Annotated in this window: 18 protein-coding genes; 13 read left to right on the top strand and 5 right to left on the bottom strand. The window is 58.0% G+C overall.

Going from position 1 to position 24,633, the window contains the following annotated elements:
- The first annotated feature begins 54 nt into the window (after positions 1 to 54).
- The 3 genes from EP007_RS04665 to EP007_RS04655 all read left to right on the top strand — a co-directional run bounded on the left by EP007_RS04665 (position 55) and on the right by EP007_RS04655 (position 2,078).
- Positions 55 to 387 carry a glycosyltransferase family A protein gene (locus EP007_RS04665; RefSeq protein WP_128476547.1) on the top strand — a complete coding sequence of 111 codons (333 nt, stop codon included), beginning with the start codon at positions 55 to 57 and terminating at the stop codon, positions 385 to 387.
- A complete protein-coding gene (locus tag EP007_RS04660) occupies positions 384 to 1,616 on the top strand; it encodes a M20 family metallopeptidase (RefSeq protein ID WP_128476546.1) in 1,233 nt (410 codons plus the stop codon). Before EP007_RS04665 ends, EP007_RS04660 begins: the two co-directional genes overlap by 4 nt.
- 84 nt (positions 1,617 to 1,700) lie before the next feature.
- Entirely contained in the window at positions 1,701 to 2,078 is a 378-nt protein-coding gene (locus EP007_RS04655) for a DUF5684 domain-containing protein (RefSeq protein ID WP_243700444.1), read from the top strand.
- A 27-nt stretch (positions 2,079 to 2,105) separates the two neighbouring features.
- Here the strand turns inward: EP007_RS04655 and EP007_RS04650 are convergent, their stop codons facing one another.
- Positions 2,106 to 2,825 (bottom strand): hypothetical protein, encoded by a 720-nt coding sequence (locus EP007_RS04650; protein WP_128476545.1) that lies wholly within the window; start codon positions 2,823 to 2,825, stop codon positions 2,106 to 2,108.
- Positions 2,826 to 3,632: 807 nt separating this feature from the next.
- Here EP007_RS04650 and EP007_RS04645 point away from each other — a divergent pair.
- A complete protein-coding gene (locus EP007_RS04645; protein ID WP_128476544.1) occupies positions 3,633 to 6,812 on the top strand; it encodes a type 2 lanthipeptide synthetase LanM family protein in 3,180 nt (1,059 codons plus the stop codon).
- A gap of 22 nt (positions 6,813 to 6,834) precedes the next feature.
- On the opposite strand, the gene EP007_RS04640 is transcribed toward EP007_RS04645, so the two are convergent.
- Positions 6,835 to 7,473: an SDR family oxidoreductase gene (locus EP007_RS04640; protein WP_128476543.1), complete on the bottom strand. Its 639-nt coding sequence runs from the start codon at positions 7,471 to 7,473 to the stop codon at positions 6,835 to 6,837.
- 432 nt (positions 7,474 to 7,905) lie between these two features.
- Here EP007_RS04640 and EP007_RS04635 point away from each other — a divergent pair, with 432 nt between their 5' ends.
- Positions 7,906 to 8,934, top strand: coding sequence for a tyrosine-type recombinase/integrase (locus tag EP007_RS04635; RefSeq protein WP_128476542.1), 1,029 nt, complete (start codon positions 7,906 to 7,908; stop codon positions 8,932 to 8,934).
- A gap of 29 nt (positions 8,935 to 8,963) precedes the next feature.
- Here the strand turns inward: EP007_RS04635 and EP007_RS04630 are convergent, their stop codons facing one another.
- Complete coding sequence (locus EP007_RS04630) at positions 8,964 to 9,719, bottom strand: hypothetical protein (RefSeq protein ID WP_128476541.1); 756 nt, start codon at positions 9,717 to 9,719, stop codon at positions 8,964 to 8,966.
- A 1,145-nt stretch (positions 9,720 to 10,864) separates the two neighbouring features.
- Positions 10,865 to 11,152 carry a hypothetical protein gene (locus EP007_RS04625; RefSeq protein ID WP_121820585.1) on the bottom strand — a complete coding sequence of 96 codons (288 nt, stop codon included), beginning with the start codon at positions 11,150 to 11,152 and terminating at the stop codon, positions 10,865 to 10,867.
- A 355-nt stretch (positions 11,153 to 11,507) separates the two neighbouring features.
- Between EP007_RS04625 and EP007_RS04620 the strand changes: the two genes are divergently transcribed.
- The 8 genes from EP007_RS04620 (at position 11,508) to EP007_RS04590 (ending at position 21,343) form a co-directional block, all read left to right on the top strand.
- On the top strand, positions 11,508 to 12,671 hold the full coding sequence (locus EP007_RS04620) for a hypothetical protein (RefSeq protein WP_128476540.1): 1,164 nt from the start codon (positions 11,508 to 11,510) through the stop codon (positions 12,669 to 12,671).
- Positions 12,671 to 15,094 (top strand): UvrD-helicase domain-containing protein, encoded by a 2,424-nt coding sequence (locus tag EP007_RS04615; RefSeq protein WP_128476539.1) that lies wholly within the window; start codon positions 12,671 to 12,673, stop codon positions 15,092 to 15,094. Before EP007_RS04620 ends, EP007_RS04615 begins: the two co-directional genes overlap by 1 nt.
- Positions 15,094 to 16,446: a hypothetical protein gene (locus EP007_RS04610; RefSeq protein WP_128476538.1), complete on the top strand. Its 1,353-nt coding sequence runs from the start codon at positions 15,094 to 15,096 to the stop codon at positions 16,444 to 16,446. Before EP007_RS04615 ends, EP007_RS04610 begins: the two co-directional genes overlap by 1 nt.
- Before the next feature lie 168 nt (positions 16,447 to 16,614).
- On the top strand, positions 16,615 to 17,070 hold the full coding sequence (locus EP007_RS04605; protein ID WP_128476537.1) for a hypothetical protein: 456 nt from the start codon (positions 16,615 to 16,617) through the stop codon (positions 17,068 to 17,070).
- Between the two features lie 486 nt (positions 17,071 to 17,556).
- Positions 17,557 to 18,057, top strand: a complete 501-nt coding sequence (locus EP007_RS18230) for a twin-arginine translocase TatA/TatE family subunit (RefSeq protein ID WP_368408089.1) — start codon at positions 17,557 to 17,559, stop codon at positions 18,055 to 18,057.
- A gap of 207 nt (positions 18,058 to 18,264) precedes the next feature.
- Entirely contained in the window at positions 18,265 to 18,405 is a 141-nt protein-coding gene (locus EP007_RS17325; protein WP_166035432.1) for a hypothetical protein, read from the top strand.
- A gap of 719 nt (positions 18,406 to 19,124) precedes the next feature.
- On the top strand, positions 19,125 to 19,841 hold the full coding sequence (locus tag EP007_RS04595) for a recombinase family protein (protein WP_128476536.1): 717 nt from the start codon (positions 19,125 to 19,127) through the stop codon (positions 19,839 to 19,841).
- Between the two features lie 305 nt (positions 19,842 to 20,146).
- Positions 20,147 to 21,343 carry a BstXI family restriction endonuclease gene (locus EP007_RS04590; protein WP_128476535.1) on the top strand — a complete coding sequence of 399 codons (1,197 nt, stop codon included), beginning with the start codon at positions 20,147 to 20,149 and terminating at the stop codon, positions 21,341 to 21,343.
- A gap of 316 nt (positions 21,344 to 21,659) precedes the next feature.
- On the opposite strand, the gene EP007_RS04585 is transcribed toward EP007_RS04590, so the two are convergent.
- Complete coding sequence (locus EP007_RS04585; protein WP_128476534.1) at positions 21,660 to 24,632, bottom strand: type I restriction endonuclease subunit R; 2,973 nt, start codon at positions 24,630 to 24,632, stop codon at positions 21,660 to 21,662.
- Between the last annotated feature and the right edge of the window lies 1 nt (position 24,633).

Genomic DNA, 24,633 nt, shown 5'->3' with positions numbered 1-24,633 from the left:
GCGACCATCCGCCACCGCGACTTTCCCGGCCGGGGTCGTACGAGCGGGCGTGACATGACGCCAAACGCCGATTTGGCGAGCGACGACCACGCCCGGCCGGTCGCGGAGGCCTTCGGCGCGACCTACGTCTCCCAAGAGCGCGACGAGGGACCGCAGGCCGCCCGGAGCGTCGGCGCGGAGTTGGCTGACTGCGAGTACGTGCAGTTTCTGGACGACGACGACCGACTCGCGCCCTCGAAGGTCCGCAAGCAGGTATCTCGCCTCGGTCCGGAAGTCGGCGTCGTCTACTGTGGCATCGACGACGAGGCGCGCGACGGGATTCTGCCGAACCCGGTCGTTCGCGGGGGACTAACGCGCTGGCGTCCGAACGACGGACTACGACGATGACGACCGCACGGGACGAACTGACCGACCTCGCGGCTGAACTCGTCCGAATCCCCACGGAGAACCCGCCGGGCGACGAGCGACCCTGTGCCGAGTTCGTCGCGGACTGGTTCGCCGAGCGCGCCGTAGAGTCCCACCTCGTGGAGAAACCGAGCGCCGAGCGCGCGCAGGTGGTCGCGTGGGTCGGCGACGACTCCCGAGAGCGGGCCGACAGCGAGGGCGCGAGCGGCGACGAAAGCGAGAGCGACGACTCGACCCGCGACGCCACGACGTTCGTCCTGAACGGCCACCTCGACGTGGTGCCAGCGGGCGACCCAGAGCGGTGGGAGTACGACCCCTTCGCGGGAACCGTCTCGGAGGGCCGACTCTACGGCCGGGGGAGCGCCGACATGAAGACGAATCTCGCGCTCGCCATGCTGACGGTCAGGGACCTCACGCCCGACATCGAGTCCGGGGACCTCGACGGGTCCATCGTGTTTCACGGCGCGATGGGCGAGGAGACCGGTCAGCCCGGAACCCGGACGCTTCTCGAAGAGGGCTACGGAGGGGATTGTGCGGTCGTGCTGGAACCTACTGATTTCCGAGTCGGAACGAGCGGAAAGGGCGTCGCCACCTTCCGAGTCGGCGTCGAGGGGTCGGCCTCCCACGCGAGTCGCCCCGACCAAGGCACCAACGCCATCGACGCCGCGCGACCCGTCCTCGACGCGATAGACGAGTACGACGACCGCCTTCTCGGGCGCGAGGACCCCCTCGTCGGCCGGGCGTACGCGACCGTCACCGAGTTCGAGGCCGGAACCGACTCGAACATGGCGGTTCTCCCCGGCCGCGCGGAGTTCCTGCTCGACCGGCGTATTCTGCCCGACGAGACGTTTTCCACGGTTGAGGACGAAATCGAATCGTTGCTCGCAACCGTCGAGCGCGAGGCTGGCGTCGAGACCGACTGCTCGCTGGTCGAACACTACGCCGCCGCCGGAATCTCGCCCGACCATCCGCTCGCCGAGCGGTTCCGCGGTCTCTCCGCGAAACTGGCCGACGCGCCCGCTGACCCGTGGGGACTGGAGGCCGCGACCGACGCCCGCGAGTTCGTCGCCCGCGGAACGCCCGCCATCATCTGGGGACCGGGGAATCTCGCGCAGGCCCACGCCGTAGACGAGTACATCGACCTCGCGGACGCCGCGACCGGACTAGAAATTCTGAAGACGGGCGCGAAGGCAGTTCTATCGCGGGAATAAGCCGGAAACACGTTTGGCCGGGTTCTCTCAATTCTCCAAAGGATTTATCAAATGCCGGACGCCAGTTCAACTGACACAGTATACATGGCAGAAAACGTCATCGGTACGGCAGTGATGGTGTTCTGGCTTGCGAGCGTCGTCGTAACGCTCGCAAGCTTGTGGAAAATATTCCAGAAGGCCAACATAGCTGGATGGAAAGGTATCGTCCCGATATACAACGTCTACCTGATGTTGAAAATCGGCAATAATCCGGGCTGGTACCTCCTGCTGTTCGTAATCCCGATTATCAACTTCATCGTCGCAGCGAAGATGTACATCGACTTGGCCAAGGCGTTCGACAAGGGTCTCGCTTGGGGACTCGGTCTCTGGCTAATTCCCATCATCTTCCTACCGATGCTCGCGTTCGGCGACGCGACGTACCGCGGTCCTGGCGGTTCGTCGGGCGGTTCGGCCGCAATCTGAATCGCGCGAAACGCCCCTCTCAATTTTTCAGAGCGAGACGCCGTCGAGACTCGCGTCGAGGTCCGCGACATACTCGTTGAACGCCTCGACGAACGCGGGCACGTCCTCGGCGAGACTGCGCACGTCGTGGGATGACGGCGGTTGGTACTGCGAGAGGAGATAGATGCCGCCCTCGCCGCCGACGCGGAGGTACGACGCGCCGTTCTCGTCCCACTTGAGTTCCCAGCGATTGCCCGCGACGCGGGTCCCCCAAGTGCCGTACTCGCCGCCCTCGTAGCGGGCGAGTTGGTGGGCCATCTGGTCGGCGACGCCGCGGACCTGTCCGAGGATTCGCTGGCGCTCGGCGACGACCGACTCGGTGGACGCCACGTCGGGGAAGTCGGCTGGAACCTCGTCTAACACGCCGTCGAGCGACCGGACGTAGCGGTTGAACGACGCGACGAAGTTCTCGTAGTCAGTCATCGCGTCGGCGAGGTCCTCGGGGTCCGGCGGTTGGTGGGTCGAGACGACGTAGGTCTCGGCTCTCCGGCCCTCGAACAGGAGGAACTGCAACTCGCCCGCCTCGTATTTAACCGTCCACTCGCCGTCGTCGGTCTCGAAGGTGTGCTTGCCGTAGTCGCCGCCCTGTAGCAGGGCGAGTTCGCGGGCAATCGTCCCGGCGTGGTCGCGGACCCGCGCGACCACCTCGTCGCGGCGTTCGGCGGCGTCCTCGGTCGATTCGACGGGCGCGTCGAACTGCTCTGTCATCGGTCTCACTCGGAGCGCGGCGGGTAAAAGGGTCGTGACCCGTGGGGCGAAACCGGCGTCGAGCGTAGTCGTCGGTTCGGAGACGTGATTTTGGCCACCGCTTTGGTCACGTCTGAAGCTAGCTTCGACGACTCGTCACGGTCGCTCGTCGTTGCATACACCTGCTTCGTTACGCTTCCCGTCTGGACCGGACGCAAGTACAATCGTACAGCCACTACGAGGATAAATTTTATATATTGGTGGGCACTACAACCATGTGTAATGCCCACAAACACCGATAACGTGAAAGCCCAGTTCGAAAAAGAGTACGCCCGCGAGGAACCCACAGTGAAGAAGGGCGACGAGATTCCACCGCCGACGCTGTACAACTGCGGCCACTGACCGCGGTTCCCGGCGCGGCATCGCGCCCGACGCCGACTACTTCGGCCGCGAAGACTTTCTCCTGACCGTTCGTCCGTAAATCTCATCCGCGAATCCTCGGGACGCGAAGTGAAACCGTCAGTCCACCGTCCGTAATAAATTACTTTTGAGAAAATGTGTAGATGTAAATGAAAAAATTTATGTAAGTATGTGGGGCAGTTGCATGTGCAATGTCCGCAAACAACAACGTCAAGGCACAGTTCGAGAACCAGTATTCCCGCGACGACCCCGACGAGCAGACGGCCGAGTACATCCCACCGACGCTCACTATGGGCTGTGGCAGCTACTGATACGGCCTGTTTCCTTCCGTAGGCACCGAGAACCGCACCCGAGTCGGAACGTGCAGACGAACACCAATCGACGTTTATTCTGTAGGCATTCGACCACATGTCCCCGAACAATTCGGACCGACGACGCATCGCCGCCCGTGCGCGAGGCGTCGGCGAACGACTTCGGACGCCGACCGACGACTCGAAAACGACCGACCCGGACGGCGACGAGTGGATTGCACAGTGGCGCGAACACGTTGCCGACGACCCCGAGGCCTTCGAGCGTCGCCTCGACATCGAAGGCGAATCGCTCGAAACGTGCCGCCAGAGACTTCACAGTCGCGCGATTCCCGACGAGCAGTCGCGTCCCGAGTGGGTCGGGACGCTCGGCGAACTGCTCGACTACGTGGAGTCGCGCGAACCGAGCGACCCGCCGCCGCTGGCCGACGCCGCGGACGACGTACCGTTCGTGGAGTTGCTGGCTCGGGTCGTGGCGTTCGCGTCCGAGCGAGTCGAGTGGGCGGCGTCGGCCGATTGCCTCTCGGACCGAGCGCGGTCGAGCCTCGAACGCTGGTTACTCGACCGTCTTGGGAAGGTCGCGGCCCACGCGCTGTTCATCGAGTTCAAGACCTTCCTCGCGTCTCAGGACCGCGAACTCGCGTTCGCGGACGATCCCGAGATGCCCGACTCGCCGCGGCGGTACTACGACCAGTTCGTCGCCGAGATGCACGAGGGCGAACTCCGGGCGCTCTTCGAGGAGTATTCGACGCTCGCGCGACTGGTCGTCACGCTGACCGACCAGTGGCGCGACGCGGTCGAGACGTTTTGCGAGCGCCTGCGCGACGACTGGGAGGCGCTGACCGAGACGTTCGGCGCAGGGTCGTCGCTCGGGACTGTCACGGACCTCGATTACCGCGGCGACCACCATCAAGGCGGGCGCGTCGTCTTCCACCTGACGTTCGAGTCGGGGGTCGAACTCGCCTACAAGCCCCGCGACGTTCGACCCGAGGCGCGGTTCGCCGACCTCGTGTCGTGGGTGAACGCCGAGTCCGACCTCGAAGACCTCGCCGCGTTGGACTGTCTCACGCGCGAAGGGTACGGGTGGATGGCGTGGGCCGACTCCGAGCCGTGTTCGTCCGCGGCCGCCATCGGCCGATACTACCGCCGCGCCGGGTCGGTACTCTGTCTGCTCTACGCGCTGAACTTCGTTGACGGACACATCGAGAACGTCGTCGCCGCGGGCGAGCATCCGGTCGTCGTTGACCTCGAAACGCTCATGCATCCGCGCGCTCCGCGGTCGGCGATACCACCGGCCAGCGAGTTGCCTGAGCGCCGCCAGAACACGGTCCTGCGGACGGGGATGGTGCCCGAAGACGACCCGAGCGACGACGTACAGAACGTCGCGGGGTTCGACGCTCCGGCGGGCGAACAGACCGGCGTTCAGGTTCCCACGTTCGAGCGCGTCAACACCGACGTGATGGAACTCCGGTACGAGGAAAGCGTGACCGTTTCGGGCGACAGTCTCCCGATATTCGACGGTTCGCGGGTCGAGCCTCACGAGTACGGCGAAACGCTTGCCGACGGGTTCGCCGAGACCTACCGGTTTCTGCTCGACAACGAGGGCGCGCTCCTCGCCGACGACGGTCCGGTCGCGGCGTTCGCCGACGCGGAACTCCGGTACGTCTATCGACCGTCCCAGACCTACCAGTCGGTGTTACAGCCGTTGACGACGCCCGAATGCCTCCGAGACGGCCGAACGTTGGGATGCAAGGTGGAACGACTCGCCGAACCGTTCGCCGCTGGCGACACCGACCGACGGCTCTGGCCGGTGTACGAGGCCGAGCGCACCGCGCTCTGGCGAGCGGACACGCCCCGGTTTTCCGTGCGGGCCGACGACACGACGCTCCGACACGACGGGTCGCCGGTGGCCGACCTGTTCGACGCTAGCCCGCTCGAACAGGTTCGGCGTCGAATCGATGGCTTCTCAGAGTCAGACCTCGGCGAACAGCTCGACCTTATCAGGACGGCGTACGGGTCGCCGGTCTCTCCATCCGGCGATGCTTCGGGAGCAGTCGCCGACGCCTCGCCCGAGGAGACCGACCCCCTCGCGGACGCCGACGCGCGCCGAGAGGCGCGAGCGATTTTCGAGCGGGTTCGCGGTGCGGCCACGCGAGCGCCCGATGGAACCCCGACGTGGCACCGCTGCGAGCGCGGCGCTGGTGGCGTCGAACTCGCCGCGGTCGGCGACGACTTCTACGGTGGTCGGCTCGGCATTGCGACGTTCTGCGGGGCGCTCGCGGAGGTGACCGGCGACGCGCAGTGCCGCGAGTTCGCGGTGGAGGTGGCGTCGCCGGTGGCGCGAGACCTCAACGCCGACACCGACGCGCTCGCGGGTCTCGATGTCGGTGCCGGAACCGGAATGGGGTCGTACGTCTACGGGTTCGCCGTCCTCGGCGACCTGCTCGACGCCGACCGGTTCACCGAGGCGGCCCGCCGGAGCGCGTCGCTGTTGACCGCCGAACGGTTCGCGGGCGACGCCCCGACCGAGGTCCAGAGCGGAACCGCCGGGGCGCTGTTGGCCCTGCTCGCGCTCTACGACCGGACCGGCGACGACGACCTTCTCGAACGCGCGACTGCCGCCGGGGAGCGACTGCTCGCCGAGCGCGTCGAAGTGGACGGCGCGCGCGTCTGGCAGCCGGTCGCTGGCGACCGCGTGCTGACGGGGATGGCCCACGGCACTGCGGGCATCGCGTACGCGCTAACGAGGCTCTTCGGAGCGACCGGCGACGAGCGGTTTCGAGACGCCGCGACCGACGCGCTCGCCTACGAGGACGCCGCGTACGCGCCCGAAAAACGGAACTGGCGGGATTATCGCCCGGACATCGACGCGGAGTTCGTGACGGGGTGGTGCGGCGGTCGGTCGGGAGTCGGACTCTCGCGGCTCGGGATGTACGACGCGACTGGCGATGAGGCGTTTCTGGAGGACGCCGAGCGGGCGCTCGCCGGGACGGACACCCGCGCGCTTGAAGACTTCGACCACCTCTGTTGCGGGAACTTCTCGCAGGTCGATTTCCTCTTCGAGGCCGGGCGGACGCTGGACGACTCGCGTTACTCCGAGGACGCGCGACGACTGGCGGCCGCGACGGTTCGACGCGCCCGCGAGAACGGACGGCTCACGGTTCCAAAACGGACCGACAACTGGCTCAATCCGTCGCTGTTCACGGGCGAGACCGGTGTCGGCTACACCCTGCTCCGACTTGACGACCCGCAGTTGCCGTGCGTAACACTCTGGGAGTAGTCGTCCGAAAGACCGGCAGAATTCACTCCTCGCTCACCGGACTCTCCAGCGACGATTCTATCGGTTCGTCACCGGCTAGCACCTCGAAGGTTCGCCCGTAGGTACTCTCCATCGGAAGCGCGGCGACGAGCGTTCGCGCCACGTCCTCGCGCGGAATCTCGCTTTCTTTCCTGTCGAGGTCCGCGCCGGTTCGAATCCGACCGGTTCCCGCCTCGTTGGTCAGCGCGCCCGGACGGACAACGGTGTAGGTCAAACTGCTCTCGCGGAGTCGTTCGTCGGCCTCGGCCTTCGCGTTCAGGTACTCGCGTAGCTCCTCGGGACTCTCCTCGGGCGAGTCGGCGTTGATGGAACTGAGCATGACGAATCGGTCGGCGGTCTGCTCCTCGGCGGTCTCGATGAGGTTTATCGCACCGTCTCGGTCAACGCCCCACACGTCCTCGCCGCCGGACCCTGCGGCGAACACGACGGCGTCACAGCCTCGGACCGCGTCGGTGACATCTTCGGTCACGTCCGCGAGAACCGCCTCGGCACCGAGCGCCTCGATGTCGGACAGTTGTGACTCGTCGCGGACCATCCCGCGAACCTCGTGGTCGCTCTCGGCCAGCATCCGGGTGACGTGCTGGCCGACCTGTCCGTGCGAACCGGCTACGAGTACGTCCATAGGTAGTTCGAGAACGGGTCGCCGTCTGAAGAGCGTTGCGACCGGTAGCCGTCGCTCGCCGAGAGGAATGCGGGAAAAGTGGGCCGGCGCGAATTCGAATCACGCGAGACTCGCTGTGCTCGTCTCGCTTGCTCTCGTTCGCTTCGCTCACGAGAACGCGGTTACGGCCACCCGAGAGCCGTAGCTGCGAAAAACGAAAGTGGGGAAAAGTGGGCCGGCGCGAATTCGAATCGAGCGAGACTCACTGCGTTCGTCTCGCAGACTCTCGTTCGCTTCGCTCACGAGAACGCGGTTACGGCCAACGCTCCGGTCGGTTTCGCGGTTCGGTGCTCGGGGGCTCCGCAGGCTTCGCCCCCTGCGCTCCGCTTCCACCGTCTAAGGCCGACGGCAGCGTACGCGCTTGGCCCGCCAACCCGCCCGTGCCCCAGAACAATGGCACGAAACTCTCCCGACGACGGGCTTGAACCCCTCACACCACGCGACGCAGTCGATCTGTACAAACAAGACCGAGAACGCGAACTCTCAGACGCAACGCTCCAAAGTCACGGATACAGGCTGAAACGATTCATCGAATGGTGCGATAAAGAAGACATCGACAACCTGAACGACGTCACCGGCCGCGATGTTCAACGCTTCAAAATATTCCGGAAACAGAAGGTGAGCGATGTCACGCTTAAATCTAACCTGGACACGCTACGTGTCTTCTTGCGGTTCTGCGTCAGCATCAACGGATGCATCGACGGCCTCGATGAAACTGTCAACTCCCCCAGCTTAGCCGACCCCGGAGCGAAAGGCACCGACACAGTCCCCCGGCAGAAAGCCGAGCAAATCCTGCAGTACCTCGATAAATACCAGTACGCGTCCCTACAACACGTACTCTTCAGAGTGCTTTGGGAAACTGGAATGCGTATGGGAGCGGCTCGGTCAATCGACCTGCAACACTACCACCCGCGAGACGAATACATCGAACTCCGGCACAACCCGGACACTGACACTCCGTTGAAGAACAAACGAAAAGGGGAGCGGGCAGTCGCAATCAGCACGCGGACTTGCAGAATCATCGATGACCACATCGAGCATCACCGTCACGACGTGCAAGACGACCACCGCAGAGACCCGCTTCTGACCACAGAATTCGGGAGAATCACGAAGAACACGATCCGCCTCAACGTGTACCGAGTCACCCGCCCGTGTACGTTTAACGGCGGTGACTGCCCGCACGATCGGGACCCAGACGAGTGCGAGGCGATGAACAATATGACCGCGAGTAAGTGCCCGTCCAGCACTGCTCCGCACTCGATCCGTCACGGGGCGATCACCGATTATCTCTCGTCAGATGTCCCTGCAGACGTCGTCAGCGATCGGATGAACGTCGGTACAGACATCATTGAGGAAAGATACGATCACAGGGATTCGAAATCCAAAATGCGACAACGGAGGGAACGGATCAACTGGCTGTGACCGCATGCGGGCAGGCACCCCAGACCCCCTCACGCCAGCCCGTACATCGACGGACGATCCTCCAGCGCGTTAATGATCGTCCCACGCGAACACCCGAGACGCTTTGCAGCACGACGCTTACTGGTTTCTGAATCACGAACCTGCTGGAGCACAGTACAGATACGATCGTACTCATCAGTCTCTACCAACCTCCCATCCTTCACATCGAACCCCAACGGCGGACGGCCGCCACTCCATGCGTACGTGGCGTCACTATCGTGGTCATGCGAGGGATGCATGGCATCGCTGAGTGTGGTGAGCGCGCGTTTCGTCGCACCCTCGATAGCAGTATCGGATGTGATTATCATACCTGCCTCAGCCAGGTGTACGTCCACCGCGCTGTCCACGAGCTGTTGAATGCGGTCGGCTCCATGTGCGCGGTCAATGAGTTCGTCGGGGTGGACGACGATGAGGGAGTATGGTTGATTGCTTTTCGTTGCGCCCTGCATCATACCGTTCAGTCCGTTTTTCGTCGTGGTTTTGTCGTGGCAGATGAGGAGCTGGTTAATGGGGGCGTGCCAGTCTACCTCTTCAATTGTCACTGAGTTCCCTGGTGTTTCGTTCTCGATTGCTTGCGCTGCGTTATCTGTGTTTTTCGTGAGGGAGGGCTCAGTGAGCCATGTTTCACCAGTATGGTTAGTGGCGTGAGAGAGACACGCGCGCAGATTGTCTTTGCGTTCTGTGGGGGAATCTCCGGTCACGTAGATGATCGTGGTGATTGTTTTGTAATCTTTGTCCGGGGCCATTGTGTTTGGTTATAACACCCATAGAAGTATAAATGACAGGGGTTCTTGACATGGTATATTTCTTCTTGACAGGGCGCGATTTTCAATAGAGTGATTTTCACCCCTCTCATGGCAAACTTCATTTACTGTATCAATTGGTAGGTTTCTGAACCCCCGATTCACCCCCTCCATCTCAGTTAACTGAGTGTTCTGAGAGGGTGTTTTCCGTGCCAGGGCTTAGAATTGCTTGAAAAAGCTTTTTTGTCGGGATGCCGGGCATAATGACACCTCTCAGGGACTTTCTGACAGGGTTCTTACGTCCGAAGATGGTGTTTGGTGTATAGGAGAGGATTTACCTCCTGTGTTAGATATCTGAGATGGGTCAGGGCGAAGTGTTATGGGCGCACGGAGTGAGCGACGCTCACGCGCCACTGGGCTTCGAGAACATACCCGCGGTCACGATCAGTGTCACGCACACCCGCCTGGCGTGCAGACGACGTCAGCGCAGACACGATCGACACGAACCTGTCAACGCTCACATATCGCCAGTGCTCACCAGCTGGAGGGGAGAAAACCTATAACGAGAAGCGCGTGACGACAGAGCGGTAGCGTACCACCGCTGCCACGACACGCAGGTCACACACTCTCTCTCCAGTCCCACACGTCCCCACATAGGCGCTCACACGCCGCGCAACACGCTGCAGTCAGGACACGTGTCACGCCCCTCATCGAGCCAGCACACCCCGCCACGCGCGCACGCGTCAGCAGGAGTACCGTGACCACCGATCCAGACGCTGACGTTCATCCGTCCACAACGAGCGCGGCAGCCGCCGCGCCCTTCCCATCGATACCTCCAACTTCTTCCCCTACTATATTGGGGGTGCTGTCGCTAGGAGAGCGCGCCCAAATTGTAAGAAATGTGAGCACCAATTGTTGTAGTGTAATTTATGTGAATTGGTGGTTAGTATTCTGATGATTTGGGGAGGGTGCTCTGGCGACAGCACCCACTACACTATACGCGCGAAAGGTGAGACCTCACGGCCAGTGAATATCAGAACTTCACCACGGAGAATAGAGTGTTGTTAACGGTCGGGAGACGTCGGCATGCTGCGAGCCTTTAAGTGCGCCAGTTGGTTGTAATCCTGTGCCACCAATCGATGCAGTCCTCAACCCTGCAGCAAGCGCCAGAACCCCCCTCGATCCTCTCGATACATATCGAGGTTACCAGCCGCGCGTTCACCGAGCGTGGTGAGTTCGTAGATCCCCCGGTCAGCTCTTTGTACCAGATCGTTGTCGCGGAGGTGTTTGAGTCTGTTTTGGACGTACTGTTTCGAGTCCGTGGAGGCTACGGATTTGAGGAGCATGCTCGGTGTTTGTCTGCTTTCCTCGTTGAGGAGTTCGAGGATTTCTTGATCGGTATCAAGCAGCGAGGGGTGTTGAGCGGTCATGGTCATTCCTTATTTGTATATTTGCCCCCCAAATACTTATAAGTACCAGGTCCTTAACAGAGGATAAGCAGTGAAAACGCGGGCCTGGACGAGCGCCTAACCAGCGTTCGTATGAAAGGACAGGCAGGGAGGGAACCACCCTCCCGCCCTGGTACCGCGGGTTCACCTGACCTCGATGGATGTGCGTCTGCGAGACGGATCGTTTCCGCCAATCAACCAATCCATGCGGTCCGCGAGTACCAATGCAACGTACGACACGAAAACTTAAAAATCGTCCTACAACGGACGGACGCAGCGACGAACAGCACGGAGTAAACGACGGTATCAACGGTGGTGGGGCCTGATGGCAGCGGGAGGAGACATGCCCGACGACATCTCGGGCCCATCAGAGGACACACCCACTGCGAAGCTGGGCGCGCAGTTCTCGCAGTACGAGGAAGCTGTGAAGGACGCAGACAACGCTGGCGACGCGATGCAAGTCTGCATGGATGCAGCTCAGACCTTCGCAGCGATCGAAGTCGAAGCCGGCGACGAAGCCACGGGTCTGCACTCGATGGCGAAAGCGTACCTCAACCAGCTAAGTGACACGAAAAGCGGCGTGTCGCGGAAGAACGTCCGCCAAATCTGGTTAGATGAGATTGATGACCTCGAAACTGAGAAGAAGATCGATGACGGTGAAGTGATCATCTTCTCAGACCTCATTGAGGAGACGCTTGTCGGTGTGACGAAGAAGGTTACGACAGACAAGTCATCCACCGAAGAGACCGAATACGTCCTGAAATTCAACGATGCGAACGGGACGCGTCTCACGGTCACCCAATCGACATTCTTCGAAGGACGGGTTCTGTGGAAGGCCTACACAGCCGCTCAGGAAGGCGAATACCCTGACCGAGCGGAGAGTGAAGAAGTTGAGTGGGACAACTTCATCGGCGATGTTATCGAGAGCGTTGGTGAAGTCGTTGAAGAAGAGACAGGTGCACGGACGGCAGCGATGCAGGCGTTGAAGAACTACGTGAGTAACACTGTCGCGTACGGAGACCGCAAGGATGCTGTTGAGAACGGCGGTGTGTACGTGGACGATGAACCCCCGGCGAACTCTGAGGTTGTCGTGCCGAGGGAGGCGATTGCGTCCATCACATCGACCCACGAAATCACCGACCGGGCGCTGCAGGCTGAAATCTCCGCGCGTGAACTTACAGGCACGTCAACAGCTGGTGACAAGGTGTCGAAGTCAACGACCGTTCACGGGAATTGGCAGACGTTCTGGTATCTGTCCGGTGACGCATTCGAAGTTGGCGAGGATGCCTACCAGCAGGAGGCGTCAGGGTCCACGATGGACCGCATGGATAACCACGGTAACGAGGAGGATGGTGACAGCGCCAGTGAACCGGACGAGACCGGCGACACCGACGAGGTTGTAAACGGTGACTCGGGCGGTTCACTGCCTGGAAGTGACGAAGACAGCGACGACCATGAACCCGGGAAAATCCGGTCATACACGCCCGAAGACGGGGGTGACGAGTAATGCCACGAGCACCTACTGACTACGACGAAGTCACCGACTACGAAGACGCCCGCCCGCCTGAATCCGTCCGCAAGGGCCTCCCGGCGGACCTGAAGGACGCGAAAATCAAAGGCGGGGAGACGCACCCTGCAGACGCGACAATCCGCCTGAACGGGCCGCCCGGCACGGGTAAGACGACGCAGATGTGCCTCCGCGTTGCTGTGCTTATAGAGGAACACAACATCGACCCCCGTGATATCACGATCATGACGTACCGTCGTTCACTTGCCGGTGAAATCGAAGCGCGTCTCAAGTCATGGGGAATCCTCGATGAAGAAGACGAGTTAGAAATGTGGACGACCGCACATGCCGCGGCGAACCGCGTTACAGGGCTTCTCAGCGGTCGTCACGATGAGAACACGGATTCCGGGCTCGGTCCAGCCGTGACGGGATACGAGAAATGGTACTTCTGCAGTGAAGTACTGGACATCAAGTACAGTTCAGCGCCGTGGAGCACGTCGCGCGGTGAGCTGTTGTTCAAAGTCATCGAATACGCTCGTGATAACCTGCTTGACCCGGCGGACAAGAGCGATCTGTACGAAGTGCCGAAGTACACCGACCTCAAGGAAGAATGGCCGGGCGTCGACGTCCCCCAGATCTATGAGCGGTGGGAGGCGTTCAAGCAGGAAGCCGGTCTGACGGAGTTCGGCGAACTGTTAGAAGCAGCCGTGAACGGTCCGCTACCGCCGACGAAGGCGGTTGTCGTGGACGAGTACCACGACGTGACACCGCTCATGGCGCAGGTGTGTGAGCGTTGGGTTGCAGCTGCAGACACCGCAATCGTTGCCGGCGACCCGTTGCAAGTCGTGAACGAGTATACGGGCGCGGACCCGCGGTTCTTCAGTGACCGACTCGATCACATTCCGGAGGTCCTGTTGACGAAGACCTGGCGTGTCCCGCGGTCGCACTGGCAGGCTGCGACGTTGATGCTGTCGAAGGAGTTCGACGAACCGCCGGTGACGCGTGACTCTCGCGGTGAACTGCATGAGTACAAGTCCCCATGGTTCGAGAAGGGGGACAGTGACGGTTGGCGCGTCCCGGGCGCGGATACCCCGGCAAGCCCCGGCGCGCTCGTCCAGGACCACATCGACGGGCATGACGACCGGTCGATGATGCTCCTTGCACGCAGTCGCACGCAAGTGTCGGGTATCAGTGCCGCACTGGAGAAAGCCGGCATCATCCATTCGACGCATGACAGCGATCTGGGCGGGTGGACACAGCGCCGCGTGGACCTGCTAAACGCGTTAGTGAAACTCCGCGGTGTCCCGGCAACCTACGCGTCAGATGACGGTCAGTACGGGCTGCAGACGTACGACACGGACGCGTCGCAACTCCGTCTCACCGGCGACGAAGCCGCGACGCTGTTAGAGCACACGAACGGTCGTGTGCTGTCGGTCACGAACGACGAACGGGAGACGTTCATTAGTGGTCTCCGGGACGGTGAACAGACAGTCACTGCTGACGACCTCGGTGAAGTTGTCAAAGACGCGTTCTGGGGGCGTTACACCTCAGGAACGGCGTCTGTTAGTGAGTTAACGAAATCCGGTGAACTCGATGACGGTGAAATCGATGCGTTGCAGGCTGCAGTGTCTGAGCGTGACGAGACGGTTGCAGAGGACGCGGTGAAGCGGGTGCGTGTCCTCACGATTCACGCATCGAAGGGCTCGGAGGCAAGCGACGTTGTCGTGTACGACGGCATCACGAGCACGATTGCGAGTGAAACCGACCGGTTGAAGCGTAAGTCAGAGAATGAAGCTCGGACCTGGTACGTCGCGCTCACACGTGCGAGCGAGCGGTTGCACATCATGCGTGGCGGGTTCCGTTGGATGACGCCGTATCTGGACGGGGAGATCGTCAGGAAGTCGGAGCAGGCCGCTGAACGCGCTGCAGCGAACGCGGAATCCGCCGAAGATGACGGTGACGAGTTGCCTGTCATCGGTACTCCCGACGTCGAAGAGGAACCCGCCCCGGATGCTATGGAGAACACCGGTCCCGACCCCGCCCCAACCACAGGAACGTCAAGTGTTCTGGGGGAACGTGAACGGGTGGATAACGCTGTCAGGCAGGCATGTACTGACGGTGGGGTTGACACCGACGCAGCGACGGGTCGTGTCGCTAAGCAGACCCGCGCAGACCTGGACATGATTCAGGACAGGATCGAAGCGTACCAGGAACGCATGGAGTACACGCGAGAGTTAACGCGTGAAGTGTGTAGCGAAATCTACAATGGTGGGATATCGACGATGACTGAGGTCATCGATGCGTGCGAGTCCCGCGGATTCCGACGTGAGAACGTTGAGGCGGTACTGGATGCGCTCATTAACGCAGGCACGGTCGCAAAGAAAGACGGTGGATTCGTCGGCCTCACATGGGGTGATTGTTGATGCGAGAAGCAATCCAGCGGTTAGACGACGCTGAAAGCCCGGTGAAAGTCACCGACGTCGGTGAAGAGTACGTCACGCTGGACGTTCCGGAATCAGTCCACGACGCGGAGCGTGTCATCCCCGCAGACCTGGTTGAAATCGGGCAAGACGCCCGGAACTGGTTCGCGTGGGATTTGGAAGAGAAGCAGCCGCGCGCCCCGTACACCAACCCCGGGTACGCTGGTGCAGCGCAGTGGGGACGTGAGAACGTCAGTTGGGATTCACGGGCAGGCGGGACGTTCGAGGACGTGATTGACGCCCTCGATGGAACTGTCAACGGGCACATCGATGACAGTTGGCGGTGGGGGACTGTTGAAGACGATGACGGGAACGAGCACCGTGAGGATCCCCGGCCGCTGTACCCGATGGCGATCGTTCCGCACTTGGACTTCCAGCCTGACGAAGATCCGCTCATGCTGGTGGACCTCGATGACGTCATCGAACCTCAATACGATGGGACCGCGCTGATGACGCGGGAAGCGTGGGACCTCATCCAAGAACTGGACGCCTACACTGAAGTCAGCACCAGCATGACCGGCGTTCACGTGTTCGTACGGGCGGAACTCCCCGGGTTCGTTGACGGGAAGAAGGTTCAGGAAGATCTGACCCAGTCACTCCCGAGCGGTGAAGTCGGGCACGTTGAGGTGTACGGTGCTCCCGCGAACGGACGCGTGATGGGGACGACGTGGATGCACATCGACGCCACGCCGCGGCACGACGTCCCTGAACGGCAGGCAACGATCGACGACATCGTTGACGAGCACCTGGATGACGACGATACTTTGACGCCAGCTGAACAGGCACAGGCAGCGTTCGATGACCGGGCTGAGGGTAGTGATATCGACTCGTCCAAGTCGAAGTCAGCGTACTACTCCCTGAACCCTGAGCCGATCGCGCAGACCGGTCCGTTCCGCGCTCACGCGGTGAACGGGCAGGGCCCACACCCGGTTCACGGTGGCACCAGCACCCCAGACGCGAAGTCTACGAACTTCGGCGTGGACACTAATGACGGGTGGAAGTGCTGGGCTCACGAGGACGGTGGCGGTGCGCTGCAGTTGATTGCAGTCATTGAGGGCATCAGGTCGTGCGGGAACGCGAGCGATGTCATGCAGGACCCTGTCGATGCGCTTCGGGTGTGTCTCGCTGCGCGGGACAAGCACGCGACTGCGCTTGAAGACGAAAAACCGCCAACGATGGCTCTCAAGGGCGTTTTGGGGGTACAGGGTGTTGACTACAAAGAAGACGGACAGTTGTCGAAAGCGAACTACGCGCTGGCGATCGGGCTGTTCGAGGAGATGGAGTACACGGGGTGACTAAGATTGTCAACTCAAAACTCAACGACGACGGTGACGTGGCAGTCGAACAGTGACTTAACCAGCTCTGAGAGCGCACTCATCTCCGCGCACTGGAGCGAGGTGACCGCTCACCTGGTTCCGCCGGGCGTGGCGTGGCGGTGGGGGGAATGCGGAGTGTCCCACCGCGTGAAGTGTAATTGGGAGGAAGACGGGCTCATCCGGCGCGCTCCGGACGGTGGTAAGTGGTTGACGACGGAGGCGCTGTGGCTACATGTGATCAAGCGCGCGGGCGACGACGAAGTCGTTGGCGCGCGTGCACAGGGACAGCAGGTCCTCGATGTACCGTCACAGTCGGGGAGTTCGTGTGTCCTCGCTCCCAAGACACGCTCACCTGACCGCGCGGTGCAGGCGACGCTCACCGGTGACACGGTCGATCACCGGCAGAGTCTGAATTGGTGCGGGGTCCGCGAAAACCAAATGAAAGACCCGACCCGGGCGACGACAAAAGCGGAGAAGGCCGCAACGAAGACGGGGCAGGTGACACTGTCTCTCGCTACAGACTACGACCTCGATGCGTGGGACGTGAACGTTCCGTGGTTCCGCGAGAATGCAGTGGTCGCGCCGACCGGTCAGGTGTACTGACCGCGGTTGTGTTTTTCGCGCCGGTTTCATTTGCATGGATCGGCGATTTGGTGTTACGGGTTTTGACGGGCGTGTTTTCACACTTTCTTCAGTACTTCTTTACAGTGCCTTCACGGCCGTGTTTCACCCCCGTAACACTCCGAATCACTGCAAAAGCAGTCCTTGTAAGGAGTTTCACAGCCAGAATTCGAACCGTCCCATTTGCAAGGATCCACGATTTAGGTGTTATGGGAGTTAAAGCGCCGGAAATCTGTAAATTCACGGTGTCTTCAGTACTGTTTTCACAGTGTTCTGGGGGTAGAACACGTATCCTGACCGCGACCCGCCCGGTGTTGTCAACCGAAGAACTCTCTGACGGTCCCGATGCGACACTCCCGCGTGGTGCGCCAAAGGAGAGTGTTAGTGTATAGTGTGCGCGCGACCGATCGAGTGACCGGGCAGCGGGTGAGATTCCGATCGATGAAGTGGGTATAACACGTAGACTGAATGCCGCCCGGGCGCTTCCGGGCGGCGTGTTCCCGGCAAGAGAGAGTGAGATTCCCGGTCGTGGTGGGCCGGGGCTCATTCGGACCGCCGGAGGTACGGCGGTCCATACATTCGGACGAGCAAACAGACGCACACTCGACCGTACACGGAGACGGACGTAAGTACGTACACGAGTACGTACACTGCGGTGTACACGACTACGAACACAGACACTCAATGACGGACGTGTCTACGTACAGGCGGGACGATGGGTGTGCTACCACCCGCACACGTTTTCACCGCCACGTATGCCGGTTTTTCATTTGGTATCCGCGCGGAACGGTGTTACCTCTCTTATCGGTGAGTCCCCTACCTGAGAGTATGCAACCAGGGTTCATCGGGGGAATGGAGGTAGGAGTGGTGTTGATTCTTGCAGTATTACTGTTCGGTGCAGATCGGATTCCGCGGCTCGCACGGTCAGTTGGGGAGTCAATGGGCGCGACGGGAACGGGAGACGATTGAGGATGAACTGCAGGACGATGACGAAGACTGAGGCACTGGTACTGTTGTATCTGGAGAACACTGACGGGAGAGCGACGACTGGCGATATCGTTGATGACCCCTCCATCAACAAGATCACATTACACTCGATCCTCCTGCGCATGATCGGACAAGGACGCATCGAACGTGAGGGAGAACGCGTAACACTGACCGCGTAACACTACCAACATGGATAGCGAACGACCGCACGGAATCCCCGACCTCACCCCTGCAGAGCGACGCGAATTCATCGAACAACTCAAAGAGTTCGAGATTCCTGAGGGAATGGAAGCCGCGATCGAACGTCACCGAGAACACCTGGCAGAGTAGCAGTCAGAGTTCCGGACACCCCCCGTCCCTCCGGGTAGTGTTACCTCTCCTATAAGGGTGGAAGTGCTGTTATCGAGTATGGGCTCTGAAACACTTGTCGTGTACCGCTGCAGCGAATGCGGAGCGAACGACATGACACTAGGCAGTATCCACGGGCCATCGAACGACACCGTCCAGTGCGGCGAATCTACAAGATCGGAGACCCGGAGTTCCTATACGCCCGTACTGAACGGTACGAAATCCCGGTCGAAGACGCTGACGAGTACCGCACCGATCCACAAGGCGGGGGCGGTGAGAGTATCGCAGAACGCATGAGCGGGCGGACGCGCGACGCTGCCGCACGCCGCACGGCCGGTGAGGGCCGGAGACTGACGTACCGACCGCGGGAGAAGTTGCAGCATCAACCGGGGCAGACGCCGAAACAATTCGCTGGTGTGAGTCAGCGATTGAATTCCCCGAAGGCGAGATGCATTCCAAGGAAAACTAATGTTTCCCATACTGTCAAGGAATCCTGCTTCTTTGATATGGGCACTCTCCATATGGTTAGACATGGTAGAAAGAAGGAAAGCACTCACGGCAGACCCCACGTGGTGGAGAATTATCACTGTCATCAAAGGAGAGCCCATCTGTGCGATCGAGCCTCTGGGCCCCGAGTGCTGGCGAGGGAACCCGTACGCGACAACCGTATGCGAGTGCGACGACGGTACCGGTGATCAAGCATGACACGTAACGTCGCCGCGTACGTCCGTGTCAGCACTGCTGATCAGGATGAAGAACGGCAACGCGAATCGATTCTCAACGCGTACGAGGCTGACGATGTCGAATGGTTTGTGGACGTCGAATCCGGCGCATCACTTTCCCGTGACCAGTACAACGAGCTCCGTGACCGCGTGACTGAGTTCGACACTGTCGTGACGGCAGAGATTGACCGACTCGGTCGATCATTCTCAGAACTCGCCAGCTTTGTCGAAGATCTTCGAAACCGCAACATCGACCTGTACCTCACTCAGCAGCCCATCGATACGCGTGACGCCGATGGCTGGATGGCAGACCTGATGCTAAACATGCTCATTGTGTTCGCGGATGCTGAGCAGAAGATGATCCAAGATCGCGTCCAACAGGGCATCGACAAGGCGAAGCGTGACGGCAAGCGAATTGGCAGACCGCCGTTCGGGTACGATGTCGAAGACGGGTTCATGTATCAGGACCCGGTCGAATACAACCGCGCTCAAAATTTCATCCGAGAAGTGAAAAAAGGGCGGGCGAAGAGCACAACAGCGGAGTATTTCGAAATCCCCAAGTCTGCAGTACAGTCAATCCTGAAACGCTCGCATCAGAATTACGAGATCCCGTTCGACAACGACCAGTGGAAGGTCAAACGGGCAAAGGTCGAAGCCGGCGAGAAACTGTTAGACCCGCTTGAATCGGACGACTGACGCGATCTTGTCAACGGTATTCTCCTAAGAACCCTATAGATCTGCCTTAGCGCCATGCAATTGCTGTAACTCCGGCTCAATCTTCTAGTCCGTCTTGCCACCGGACTCCGTGTCACCGTCCAGAATCTCCTCAACGTACGACGCGATCCCCTTCAATAATTTATCATCTTCTGTGGGTTGCCTTTGTCCACTACGCTTTCACAGTAACAGCGTACCCATCAAAATCCTGCTTTCTAAGAACCATCTGAAGTTATCGCAGAGGCAAGGTTTTATTCACCCCTGTTGTCCATATCGTAGTAGTTAGTATGGGATCCACATTGTCTTTGTGTAGTGACAAAAATTGTAGAAGAATTGAAGGACATGATAATAGACATAATCAGCATCCACAAGATGCTTGGAAAGAGTTTATGCGAGATGCAGATGCTGACAAAGTAAACAAGACTGGATACGCTACACCCAGAGGCGGTGAAAAAGGGGCATATCAAAACCATGTCACTAGAGATAACAAAGTTATAATTCCATACGAAAGAATCGAAGATGTTGAGTTAGATGCGTTCCAAGATGGATATGTTGTAAGATTATTCCCTTCCCAATACTTTAATGAAGAGGGTGGAAAAAGCAGAGAGGTTGAAAATATTGACACAGATGTGAGTGTCGGTGAAAATGCTTTTATCTTATATAGGAGCAGAAGTTCATTTCAAAAACTGCCACCAAAGGATGACTGGGAAATTCGATGGTTGGAGAGAGATGGTGAAAAAGTAGACAACAGAACCAGTAGGGCAGAAGACAGAGGACACTATGTTATCCGTTTTCCAGGTACAAATTCGCAGACAAAGAGGGTTGAAGGACCACCACAGGGTATCTTTGCTCCTGAATATGCAACGAATGAAGATAAGTACCTCTCACAATGTTTGCTTGCATGGCTTATAACTCAAACATTAGATTCCCCTTATACTGAGGACGAATACGCACATTTAGAGGCTATCCTGGAGGAGGAGGATATACTTGAATATGACTTCAGATCAAAAGGGATAATTAGAGATGGCATCTGTACGTGCCCTCTTTGTCGTAGACCAATTGTATATGAAGAATTACATAATACCGTATCCTTCGATGAGGAAGATGGGCTGTCTAATGCAGGTGTCCAAATTCAAGAAGTGACCAGATCTACATCTGTAAACCTCTTTCATCTGAAACCTCTTGTGTATCACGAGTTGCGGCATGCGCCCGATGATGTAGCATGGGGACATGCCTCTTGTAATACTCGGCTCGGTCAGAGAAGATGCTATTCGATATCTGAGCTGAAGGATCAAAACCACTCTGTTTATGTTAGTTTAGATGACGGAAATAGTGAGAGAATAGGGTATGCAAGTCGGGATCGAAGGATGATAAGATCAAATGATGGCGCTGTATGGATTAAAATAAATGAGGAATTTGACGAGGACCCCCTGGACAGAGTAACTGAGTTTTTCGCGGAAGAGGAAACAGTCGATGATAACTGAGGTGAGTCAGAGGTTGCACGGGACGTTGGTCCTAATTTTGCTGTAGAGATAGATTTTCAGCTGAGGTTCGGCAGTTTACAATTATATTTCCCTCTTATCGATTATTTTCAATTCCATTGTGGATCAGTGATCAAGCCGCATAAAGTAGCTTTCTGCACATCCTGTCGCGGACTATAATATGACACTTAGTCATCCGGCATTTCTAATTTAAGCATCATTTCAAATTTGAAACTTGTTAAGACGGTAACGAATTATATAGAATAGGCCGACTGATACGGCCAACTCATTCTAAGCCATCATTATATGGAGTCCATGACTATGAACGATTTCCTTCCGATACGTCACCGTAGAGCGCCTCAGCCTGATGAACAATCGGCTGTATAAGGGGTTGATAGTCACTATGCGATAGACCATTTTTACGGAGGAGGCCTTTCACTCTTGCTTTTAGTTTGGATCGCATCGCCTTGCGGTCCGTCCAATCGATATTCACGTTCTCCTTCAACATCTCGCATACCTCCTGGGCGACCTCTTGGAGTAGTTCGTCGTCAATTTCTGTTTCCGCATTCGTTTCTATCGCATCGTAAAACGCCAACTCCTCAACAGAGAGTCCTAATCGTTCTTGTCGATGGTCCTCTTGTTGAATCTTTCCAGCGTAGCTCCGCAACTCTTCAATCACTTCCTCGGTCGTCAGGAATTGGTTGTTGTACTCGTTGAGCGTCTCCTCCAACTCTTCCTCGAATGATTCATATTTTGCGAGGTTCTGCTGCTTCCGCGTCGATATCTCGTTTCGAAGCAACTTCTCAAGCATTTTCACTTGCAGATCCGGTTCCTCAACACGCTCAACGTCGGAAAGGAACTCATCACTGACAATTGGTTCCTCGGACTTCCATTTCTCGAATCCAGCAACGGATACTACCTCATCTGCAGTCACACCCTCTGCAATCAATTTCTTCATCGCGGAGTCCAATTTCTCCTCTTTAGCTGCATTATTACTCTCCAAGGACCGGAGACTATCCCTAACTGCCTCGAAAAAGAGCAGGTCAGAACGGATCTCACCAGCCGCGTTATGAGGCGTCACTAATGCGAACGCATGCTTGAGTTCTGCCACAGCCTGCAGATACTCTTCTTTCTTTTCTTCCGTAGCGATGACTTCACTCTCAGCCCGATGAATCAGCCGTGACAGTTTGAGTTCACTAAGTTCCTGCCAATCCTCGTAATCAACGCGTGAAAGGTACCGAGAGACTTTGTAGTGCTTCTTTTTCATTACCTCCACGGCAGTTTCGACATCTACCATCGCCATCTCTTGGATATCGGATGTGTACTGATCCAGTGCTTGGCGCAGATCCTCCGCAATACCGATGTAGTCAACTACCAGTCCTCCTGGTTTATCTTTGTAGACCCGATTTACTCTTCCTATTGTCTGAAGGAGGTTGTGGTTCTTCATCGGCCGATCAATGTAGAGAGTATGCAGTGGGGGGCAATCGAAGCCCGTCGTCCACTTATCACAGACAACAATGATCTTCAGGGAGTCGTCTGGATTCTTGAAACGGCGTTTGAGTTCACCCTCGCTCACAGGGTCATCGATGTACTCTTCAGGTTCAGAGATAACTACACCAACTTCTGGGGCATCAGGTTGCTGCTCAATATAGCGCTTGTATTTCACTGCAGCCTTCCGACTGATGGACACAACCATCGCTTTCCCCTCAATTTCCCTATCTTGATAGTGATTGACGATGTCCTCAGCAATCTTGCTTAGACGGTCATCAGCAGTTTCGATAATACGTCGAAGCCTCGTCCACTTTTCGACAAGTTCGTTCTCAAGTTCTTCGTCGCCCGAATCCAGCAGCTCACGCACCGACTCACCGATTGCTTCTTTATTAAGTTGGAGTTTTGCGAACCGGGATTCGTAATAAATTGGAACGGTTGAACCGTCTTCCTCGGATCGGTCAATCGTATACTTACTGACGTACCCCCCAAACGTCATCCGAGTTGCGTTATCACCATCATGAATTGGAGTGGCTGTGAAGCCGATGAAAGAGGCGTTGGGGAGGGAATCTCGAAGATTCTCCCCCAGCTTTTCTGTCTGAGATCTGTGTGCCTCATCTGCCATTACGATTATGTCTTCACGATCATTGACCACCGGATGTTCGTGTTCGCCTTCTCGGGTCTGGAACTTCTGTATCGTCGTGAAAATCAGCCCGCCAGCCTGGCGATCAAGTTTGTCACGTAGGTCGGGAATCGTATCAGCCCAGTTCACGTTATATCCAGCATCACTGAATGTGTGCGTAATCTGCTCGTCTAACTCGTTCCGATCCGTGACGACGACGAACGTCGGATTCCCGAAGTCGTCACTCCGTCGGATCTTACGTACGAAATAAACCATTGAGAGTGACTTCCCGGAACCTTGAGTATGCCAGTAGACGCCAATTCGTCCTAAATCGTCTCCTTGGGTTTTCTTTGCACTCTCAACAGCTTCTCGGACGCCGTAGAACTGGTGGTACCCTGCCAGCATCTTCACCGGCTGCCCGTCCCTCTCGCTGAAAATAATAAAATTCTCAATGATGTCCAGGAATCGGCCCTTATTGAACACTCCCCTAAGGAGAACTTCTTCTTCGGGGAGTTCATGCTCAACCCCCTCTTCTTCGATATACCGCCAGGGGCGGTACCACTGCCAACCCGCATCAAGACAACCAACCCGTGCCTCGTGCATGTCCATTAACCCGATGACTTCGTTAAATCGAAGCAGAGGCGAAATATCGTCTCGATATCTACGGTTGACCTGATCGTATGCGTTCTCCAGAGTTGCCTTAGGGTCGGTTGGATTTTTGAATTCGAGAACACCGAGAGGGAGACCATTTATATAAACAACCATGTCAGGTCGGCGACGAGGATTGTCACCAACCTGGATAGAAAGTTGGGTCGTTACAAGCCAGTCGTTATTCTCTATATTCTGGAAATCAATGGGACGGATGAACCGACCAACCTGTTCGCCTCCCTGCTCAAATTCGACTTGGATGCCGTCTACTAATTGTTTATGGAATTGTTGATTGTCCTCCAATAAGTTCGGAGATTGTGTACTTTTTAGTTGTCGAACTGCATCCTCAATCGCCTTCTCAGGGACATCAGGATTGAATTTTCTGAGGCTCTCTCTAAGCCTTTCCTGGAGAACTACGTCAGAAGTGGATACACGTTCCGAGTTTAGCTCAGCTCCAGGAACATGATCGTAACCAAGTTCTTGAAATATCTCTATAGCAGGGGTTTCTGATAAGGACAATTCATTTAGCCCCATC

The organism is Halorussus pelagicus (assembly GCF_004087835.1).
Classification (GTDB): Archaea; Halobacteriota; Halobacteria; order Halobacteriales; family Haladaptataceae; genus Halorussus; species Halorussus pelagicus.
Note: the sequence above shows the minus strand (reverse complement) of the source record. Positions and strands in the feature narration are given on the sequence as shown.